8 protein-coding genes and 1 pseudogene are annotated in these 7,782 nt (G+C 69.2%); 1 reads left to right on the top strand and 8 read right to left on the bottom strand.

What is annotated here, in order from left to right:
• Positions 1 to 1,348 (bottom strand): type I DNA topoisomerase (gene topA / locus RJ05_RS01775; protein ID WP_036532312.1); only part of this gene is annotated, 1,348 nt, incomplete at its 3' end.
• 295 nt (positions 1,349 to 1,643) lie between these two features.
• Entirely contained in the window at positions 1,644 to 1,850 is a 207-nt protein-coding gene (locus RJ05_RS01770; RefSeq protein WP_011206895.1) for a cold-shock protein, read from the bottom strand.
• A 499-nt stretch (positions 1,851 to 2,349) separates the two neighbouring features.
• Between RJ05_RS01770 and sftH the strand changes: the two genes are divergently transcribed.
• Positions 2,350 to 4,659 carry a DEAD/DEAH box helicase gene (sftH, locus tag RJ05_RS01765; protein ID WP_036532302.1) on the top strand — a complete coding sequence of 770 codons (2,310 nt, stop codon included), beginning with the start codon at positions 2,350 to 2,352 and terminating at the stop codon, positions 4,657 to 4,659.
• A gap of 299 nt (positions 4,660 to 4,958) precedes the next feature.
• Here the strand turns inward: sftH and RJ05_RS01760 are convergent, their stop codons facing one another.
• The 6 genes and pseudogenes from RJ05_RS01760 to RJ05_RS31255 form a co-directional block, all read right to left on the bottom strand.
• Complete coding sequence (locus RJ05_RS01760) at positions 4,959 to 5,372, bottom strand: Rv3654c family TadE-like protein (protein ID WP_174343882.1); 414 nt, start codon at positions 5,370 to 5,372, stop codon at positions 4,959 to 4,961.
• A complete protein-coding gene (locus RJ05_RS01755; protein WP_036532299.1) occupies positions 5,369 to 5,728 on the bottom strand; it encodes a TadE family type IV pilus minor pilin in 360 nt (119 codons plus the stop codon). The genes RJ05_RS01760 and RJ05_RS01755 overlap by 4 nt, the downstream gene beginning before the upstream one ends.
• An 8-nt stretch (positions 5,729 to 5,736) precedes the next feature.
• Positions 5,737 to 5,937 (bottom strand): DUF4244 domain-containing protein, encoded by a 201-nt coding sequence (locus RJ05_RS01750; protein WP_036532296.1) that lies wholly within the window; start codon positions 5,935 to 5,937, stop codon positions 5,737 to 5,739.
• Positions 5,938 to 6,075: 138 nt separating this feature from the next.
• Positions 6,076 to 6,690 (bottom strand): type II secretion system F family protein, encoded by a 615-nt coding sequence (locus RJ05_RS01745; RefSeq protein ID WP_181062451.1) that lies wholly within the window; start codon positions 6,688 to 6,690, stop codon positions 6,076 to 6,078.
• 36 nt (positions 6,691 to 6,726) lie between these two features.
• On the bottom strand, positions 6,727 to 7,518 hold the full coding sequence (locus tag RJ05_RS01740; protein WP_036532293.1) for a hypothetical protein: 792 nt from the start codon (positions 7,516 to 7,518) through the stop codon (positions 6,727 to 6,729).
• Positions 7,515 to 7,782: pseudogene (locus tag RJ05_RS31255) on the bottom strand (ATPase, T2SS/T4P/T4SS family); the annotation flags it as partial. The gene RJ05_RS01740 and the pseudogene RJ05_RS31255, both read right to left, overlap by 4 nt.

Raw genomic sequence — 7,782 nt, 5'->3', positions numbered from 1 at the left:
ATTCCTCACCGGTCCCCGCGACGCCGGTGATCCGCAGGGTGAGTGTGGTTCCCCTGGCGTCGGCCATCTGGGAAGCGACCGTGCGCTGCCAGATCAGCTCGTAGAGCCGGAACTCGTCGTTGTCCAGACGGGCGTGCAGCTCACCGGGGGTGGCAAAGGTATCGCCCGCGGGACGGATGGCCTCGTGCGCTTCCTGCGCGTTCTTGACCTTGCGGGTGTACTGCCGGGCCGTTGGATGCACGTACTCCGCACCGTAGAGCTGGGTGGCCTGCGACCGGGCGGCGTTGATCGCCGACTGCGACAGCGTAGTCGAGTCGGTACGCATGTAGGTGATGTAGCCGTTTTCGTACAGCCGCTGCGCCACCCGCATGGTGCGCTCGGAGGTGAAGCGCAGTTTGCGGCCGGCCTCCTGCTGCAGGGTGGAGGTCATGAACGGCGCGTACGGCTTGCGGGAGTACGGCTTGGCTTCGGCGGAGGACACGACCAGGTCGGCACCGTCGAGCGCCTCGGCGAGCCGCCGCGCGTACGCCTCGTCCAACACGACGACACCGGCGTCGGCCTTCAACTGACCGTCGGACCCGAAATCGCGGCCGGAGGCCACCCGCGCACCGTCGACGTTGACCAGACGCGCACCGAACGTGCGCGGATTTCCACCGGCCGCGCCGGTATCGCCAGCGTCGAGCTTGGCGGCGATATCCCAGTACTCGACCGACCGGAACGCCATCCGCTCGCGCTCACGACGCACGATCACCCTGGTCGCGACGGACTGCACGCGGCCGGCCGACAATCGCGGCATGACCTTCTTCCACAGCACCGGGCTGACTTCGTAGCCGTAGAGCCGGTCCAGGATGCGGCGGGTCTCCTGCGCGTCGACCAGGTCGCTGTCCAGATCGCGGGTATCGGCGGCCGCGGCCTGGATGGCGGGCTCGGTGATCTCGTGGAACACCATTCGCCGGACCGGAATCTTCGGCTTGAGGGTCTCCAGCAGATGCCAGGCGATGGCCTCGCCCTCGCGGTCGGGGTCGGTGGCCAGATAGAGCTCGTCGGCGTCCTTGAGCAGGCTCTTGAGCTCGGTGACCTTGCCCTTCTTATCCGGGCTGACGACATAGATCGGCTCGAAGTCGTGATCGACGTCGACACCCAGGCGCGCCCAGGGCTGCCCCTTGTATTTGGCGGGCACGTCGGCCGCGCCGCGCGGCAGGTCCCGGATATGACCGACGGAGGCCTCCACCGTGTAATTGCGGCCCAGATAGGGCGCGATTTTGCGGGCCTTGGTCGGGGACTCGACGATCACGAGACGACGCAGGGGACGGCCCTGGTCGGCTGCACCGCGGTCTCGTGTTGCCACCGGCGAATACACCTTTCCTTCTCGACCCGCGCGCCGCTGTTGGCGTCCGCACGGCTAGGGCAATAGTGGCGATGTCGTATATCGCTACCAGACACGTTTATACCTTGACGCTGCGCGCGGTCGAGTGGTTGCGATCGGAACCACCGAGCGTACGCGCTATCGCGGATCAGTATGCAGTGCCCCGGTCCGGCCGTCCCGCGCGGCGGGGGTGGAGACGGAGGAACCTACCCCAGATATAGCTCGTCCCTCACCGCCGTTACCGGTGGTGAGGGACGAGCTGTGGATGAATGCGAGCTCAGCTGAGCGCGCGAACTCCGGTGGCCTGCGGGCCCTTGGTGCCCTGGCCGACCTCGAACTCGACCTTCTGGTTCTCCTCGAGGGTACGGAAGCCGGACCCCTGAATCTCGGAGTAGTGGACGAAGACGTCAGCGGAGCCGTCCTCGGGCGCGATGAAGCCGAACCCCTTCTCCGCGTTGAACCACTTCACAGTTCCCTGTGCCATTCTGTTCCTCTTCTTTTCTTACCGGAACGGCGGACAACTGGGTTCGTCCACCGGGCCCGTTCCGACCGCTGTACTGTTGGTTCCCCCTGCAAGGAAAGACCAAGTACATCGTTCGCAACATCGATCCTGCCGACGGTTTGGACTTTGGATCCGTCCCTCGAACACAGAAGCTTGCGACCAGGAACCAGTGAACCATGTCTCTGCGCAATTCAACAGCGGAGTTACCGACAATTTGCAAAAAACTTGATCTTGCGAATGCGCAGGTGAGGGACACATTGGGGGAATCCAGACTTCCGGTACGTTTGCCCCTCAATAACCGAGCGAGCATCTGGCTACCGGGCTGTGACCCAGGTCGCTATTGGGTATCGAATTGGCAGGTGACGCTCCCTGGACGCACACGTTTCACACTTTCCCGACACGCCGGAGGGCCGGACGAGTGAATCCGGCAGACCGGACGAGCCGTACAGCGACCGCGAACGGCGAAAGCTACGGGCGATCGTTGCTGAATCGTGTCCGAACGCAGGGCTCGGACGGGGGCTCTCGGCTCACCCACGTGGCCGAACTTCCGGCGCGGGCAGGGCGCCACGGCGATTGGCCCGAATGGGTGCGCCCTGAGGTCGTCACCGCGCTCGCCGGAATCGGCATCCGGGCGCCGTGGTCGCACCAGGTCAGCACTGCCGAGGCCGCGGTTGGCGGGCAGCACGTGGTGGTCGCGACCGGCACCGCTTCCGGGAAATCGCTGGGATACCAGCTGCCGGTCCTCAGCGATCTGCTCGACGATCCCAAGGCCACCGCCCTCTATATCGCGCCGACCAAGGCACTCAGCGCCGATCAGCTGCGCGTGATCGGCGAACTCACCCACGACGGCCCGCTGCGCGATATCCACGCCGCGAGCTATGACGGCGATACGCCCGGGGAGATCCGGCAGTGGGTGCGGGCCAACGCGCGATGGATCTTCACCAACCCGGACATGCTGCACGTGGGCATGCTGCGCTCGCACAAGCGCTGGGCCAGGGTGCTGCGCCGGCTGCGCTATGTGGTGGTGGACGAATGCCACGCCTACCGCGGCGTCTTCGGCTCGCACGTCGCACTGGTGCTGCGCCGCCTGCGCAGGCTGGCCGCGCATTACGGCGCTGATCCGGTTTTCGTGCTGTGTTCGGCCACCACCGCCGATCCCGCCGAAGCCGCGTCGCGCCTGGTCGGCGCGCCGTGCGTGGCCGTCACCGAGGACGGGTCACCGCGCGGTGCGCGCACCGTCGCCTTGTGGGAGCCGCCGCTGTCGACCGCCGTGACCGGCGAGAACGGTGCGCCGGTGCGCCGGGGGGCGAACTCGGAGGCGGCCAGGATCATGGCCGATCTGGTGGTCGAGGGCGCGCGCACGTTGACGTTCGTGCGGTCCCGGCGCGGCGCCGAAGTGGCGGCGATGGAAGCCCGGCGGCTGCTGGCCGAGGTGGATCCGCACCTGGCCGACCGGGTAGCGGCATACCGCGGCGGATACCTGCCCGAGGATCGGCGCGAGCTGGAAGCCGCCATCTCGGACGGAAGGCTGCTGGCCGCGGCCACCACCAACGCGCTCGAGCTCGGCGTCGATATCGCGGGTCTGGACGCCGTGGTGATGTCCGGTTTTCCCGGCACCGTAGCCTCGTTCTGGCAGCAGGCCGGGCGGGCGGGCAGGCGGACCCAGGGTTCTCTGGTCGTGCTCGTGGCCAGGGACGATCCGCTGGATACCTACCTGGTTCACCACCCGGAAGCGCTGCTGGGCAGGCCGGTCGAGGCCACCATCACCGACCCGGGCAACCCGTACGTGCTCGGGCCGCAGCTGCTGTGCGCGGCGCTCGAACTGCCGCTGACCGACCGCGAAGCCGACGAACTCGGTGCGGGCACGGTACTGGCCGATCTCGCCGGTCAAGGGCTGATCCGGCGCCGCGAGAACGGCAACCCGGACACCGCGCGCTGGTACGTCACCGCCGATGCGCAGCCGCATGACGCGGTCGACGTCCGCGGCGGCATCGGGACACCGGTAGCGATCGTCGACGGCGAGTCCGGCAGGCTGCTCGGCACCGCCGACGCCGGTCGCGCGCTGGCGACCCTGCACACCGGCGCCGTCCACCTGCATCAGGGCGAGACCTACGTGGTGGACGAACTGGACCTCGACGGCGGGGTCGCGTTCGTCCACGCAGGCGATCCCGGCTGGACCACAAGCGCGCGCCAGACCACCTCCCTCACCGTCGACGCATTCCTCGACCGCCGCGTCCATGGCGGAGTCACCGCGGCATCGGCCCAGGTCACCGTCACCAGCCAAGTGGTCGGGTACTTGCGCACGCTCGCCAGCGGCGAAGTGCTCGACCTGGTGGAACTCGACCTGCCGCCGCAGACGCTGCCCACCAAGGCCGTGCTGTACACCGTGACGCCGGACCTACTGGCACGGGCAGGCGTCACCCCTGCCCAGGTCCCCGGCGCATTGCACGCTGCCGAGCACGCCGCCATCGGCCTGCTACCGCTGGTGGCGACTTGCGACCGCTGGGACATCGGTGGTGTATCCATCGCCGAGCATCCCGACACCGGGCTGCCGACCGTGTTCGTCTACGACGGTCAGCCCGGTGGTGCTGGTTTCGCCGAGCGCGGCTATGCCCAGCTCGAGCGCTGGTTGTCGGCGACGTCGGCGACCATCGACTCGTGCGCGTGCGTGGCCGGCTGCCCGTCCTGTGTGCAGTCACCCAAGTGCGGTAACGGCAACAGTCCGCTGGACAAGACCGGTGCCTCCCGGCTGCTGACCGCCGTGCTGGCCGAGCTGCGAAGCGCCAGGTGACGGCCGCCTGCCCGAACGGTGACGTTGTCGCCGCCGTGGTGTGACCATCCGGTCATCTGCGGCGGTGGTGGCGGGGCCGAAGCCCGGTGCGTGCGCGGAGTAACCGGGTTCGCCAGCGGGATCCGATTAAAGAGGAAAGTTCTCATGTTAACTGGCGCATAGCCATGTCCTCTCACGTATCCATATGCGGATCTGTTCATCCCTTTTCCTCGAGTGCCCGGAGAATTAACAGCAGCGCCGTATTAATTCATCGATAAGAAATGGGAATACTCGTCGTTAACAAAATGCCGGATGTGCCATCAGCGCTGTTCTTCGACCGGCCCGGCCCGTGCCAACGCACGTACTGTTCGGTCGCCTAATAGACCCATTGGTACTTTTCCTTCCACGGTCACGACGACGTCCCACTCGGCGACCTCGCATCCGCGAATCGTCATCCGCATCCGACGGGCGACCTCACCCCCTTCCTTGCACGCGTCCACCTCTCCGTAGACCAAGGCCCCGGCCGCCGCCAGGGCCGCGAGATCAGCGGCCGCCTGCGCCCGATGCCGCGCCACCACTCCAGCGCCCACCTGCCCCACCAGCACCGTCATCCCCAGCAGCGCGGCCAGCGCGAGCGCGGTGAACACGGTCGCGGCACCCGCCTCACCCCGGATCGGCATGAACTTGCGGGCCTCGGCCCGGGCCTGGCCGAGGCGGGGATAACGGTCGCTCATGGTTCTGCTCCCGGTTCCGGCGTCGCGACGGCTTCCGCCCGCAGTTCCAGTAGCGGCAGCAGCGGCGTGCCCGCGGTGACGATGGCGAGGATCCGGCTCCCTTCGAGGCGAACGGAGATATCTGCGCCCGGTGGAGCGATGGCGCGGGCGGCGGGGACGGCGTTGGCGACGTCACCACGGGCGGTGAGGCGGGCGGCCTCGCGAGCGGCGTCTACGCAGCGGACCTGGGTCGAGGCTGCCAGCAGCGCACCGATGCACGCGACGACAGCCACGACCAGCGCCGCCAGGGCGATCGCCGCCTCGACGGTGACGGAGCCGGTGTCGTCATCGAGAAGCGGTGCGCCCCAAGGCCGCACGCTCCGCGCTAGACGTTCGTGTTGAGCGCCCGGTCGATGATCTTGGTCAGCGCATCCACGATGCTGTCGCCCGTCACCACGGCGTACAGCACGGCCCCGAAGGCCGCGGCGGCGATCGTGCCGATGGCATATTCCGCGGTACTCATGCCGCTGTCGTCGGCCATCAGGTGATAGAGCCGAGCCCGCACCGCCGCGCCCACCGAGCGCATCCGGTGGGTTCCGGTCGAGCACGCCCCGGCGCCACCGGGCCACGCCGCCCTTTCGATTCGCATGTTGTTCCCCTCTCCTGCGAGCCCGCGCGGCGAGTCCGCGCGGGAACGTCTTCGATGCCGACGTGGCCGGCGCTGTCACAACAGCCCGCCGCCGAGCACCCGGCCGGCGAGCCCGATGATCACCGGGACGATGCCGAGGCAGATGAACGCGGGCAGGAAGCACAGCCCGAGCGGGCCGCCGATCAGCACACCGGCCCGTTCGGCCCGCGCGGCAGCCGCATCCTGGACCGCGCCGCGACGCTGCTCGGCCAACTCCCCCACCGCCACCGCGAGCGAGGACCCGGAACGGGCCGAGCGGCGCGCAAGTCGCGCCAGCGCCTCGATCTCCCCGGACCCATCGGTCGCCTCCCGCGCCGCCCGCTCCCACGCGGACGCCGCGTCGGCGCCGAGTGCCAGCAGATCGGCGGCCCGACGCAGCGGCCCGGCCAGCGCCGGCGGTGCGCCCGGAACCACGGCGTACACCGCTGAGTCGATGGGCATGCCCGCTCGTAGGCAGGCAGCCAGGAGATCGAAGACCGAGGCGGCTGCCAGGGGGTCGACTCCCCGCTGTCGCTTCGCGCGCGCGAACCTCCGCCGGCCGACAACAGACCTGTCGGCCGGGTTCAGCCGTCGCATCACGATCAGCCGGCCCGGCAGGAGCAGCAACGCGACGGCCGACAGCATGGCGGCGACCGGGGCCGGCGATCCCATGGGTGACCTCCTGGTACACAGCACGTTTCGAATGGTTCACAGCAGCACCCTTCGAGTGATCTCGTCCGACCACAGCAGTCCGGCGCAGGCCAGGGCGGTGCCGAGCGGAAGCAGGATCGCGCCCGCGGGAGCGGTGAACAGCACCTCCAGTGGCGCCGCTCCCATGAGCTGGCCGAGGCCGACGCCGAGCAGCGGCAGCCCCGCCAAGACCGTCGCCGTCGCTTTGGCACCGGCCAGCGCGGCGGTCGTGCGGCCGCGGAAACGGATACGGCCGATCAGATCGACGCGCGCGGCGCCCAGCAGCTCGGCCAGTGCAAGACCGTGGTGTTCGGCCACGCGCCAGGCCTCGGCGACGCGGTCGAGCTCGGCCGCGATCACCGACTCCGGTCTGCACAACCCGTCCGCACCGGAGCCGCCGAGCCTGCTGCGTGCCGCGCCGACCGCGAACACTTGCGCGGCAATGCCTTTCGCATCACCCGCCGCCGTCTCCGCGGCGCGGCTCGGATGCGCGCCCACCCGCAGCTCGCCGATCACCGACTCGAGCGCGTCGAGCAGATAGCCGCATTCAGCGGCATGGCGACGATCTCGCGCACTGCGCCGCCCACGGAAGATCAGCGTCGCGGCCAGGAGCACCGCTGCTGTCAGCGGACCGATGCCGAGCAGGAAGGCGCACGCGCATGCCAGCGGTGCCGCGAGCTGGAAGAGGGTCCCCCGTCGCATCGTCGGGCGCTTTCCGACCTCGCCGAACAGCTCGCGGAACCGCCGCTGCGACACGGCTAGCGGCGCCAGCAGCAGCGCGAGCACCAGACATGCCAGCGCGCCGATCATCGTCCGAGCCGTTCGTTCAACAGCTGCCGCAGCTGGGTGGCCGCCGGCGTCGGGGCGCTATCGGCACGCCAGGCCGCGCTGATGCGGACGTGGCCGGAGTCGTCGCGGCGGACCAGTCCGATTTCGTGCAGCCCGCGGCTGCCGTCGGCCCTGCGGTGGACGTGCAGGATCACCTGGACCGCAGCAGCGAGTTGGCTGTGCAGGGCGGCCCGATCCATTCCGCCGAGCGCCGCCAGCGCTTCCAGACGCGCGGGCACTTCGCCC

The sequence above is a fragment of the Nocardia cyriacigeorgica NBRC 100375 genome (assembly GCF_000308555.1).
Taxonomy (GTDB): domain Bacteria; phylum Actinomycetota; class Actinomycetes; order Mycobacteriales; family Mycobacteriaceae; genus Nocardia; species Nocardia cyriacigeorgica.
The sequence above is the reverse complement of the archived record's forward strand: the minus strand, read 5'-3'. Positions and strand labels throughout refer to the sequence as shown.

Coding starts and splice junctions, on each gene's coding strand:
- RJ05_RS01745 (WP_181062451.1), bottom strand. CDS start 6,690: ATGGGATCGCCGGCCCCGGTCGCCGCCATGCTGTCGGCCGTCGCGTTG.
- RJ05_RS01740 (WP_036532293.1), bottom strand. CDS start 7,518: ATGATCGGCGCGCTGGCATGTCTGGTGCTCGCGCTGCTGCTGGCGCCG.
- RJ05_RS01750 (WP_036532296.1), bottom strand. CDS start 5,937: ATGCGCTCGGTGGGCGCGGCGGTGCGGGCTCGGCTCTATCACCTGATG.
- RJ05_RS01770 (WP_011206895.1), bottom strand. CDS start 1,850: ATGGCACAGGGAACTGTGAAGTGGTTCAACGCGGAGAAGGGGTTCGGC.
- RJ05_RS01760 (WP_174343882.1), bottom strand. CDS start 5,372: ATGAGCGACCGTTATCCCCGCCTCGGCCAGGCCCGGGCCGAGGCCCGC.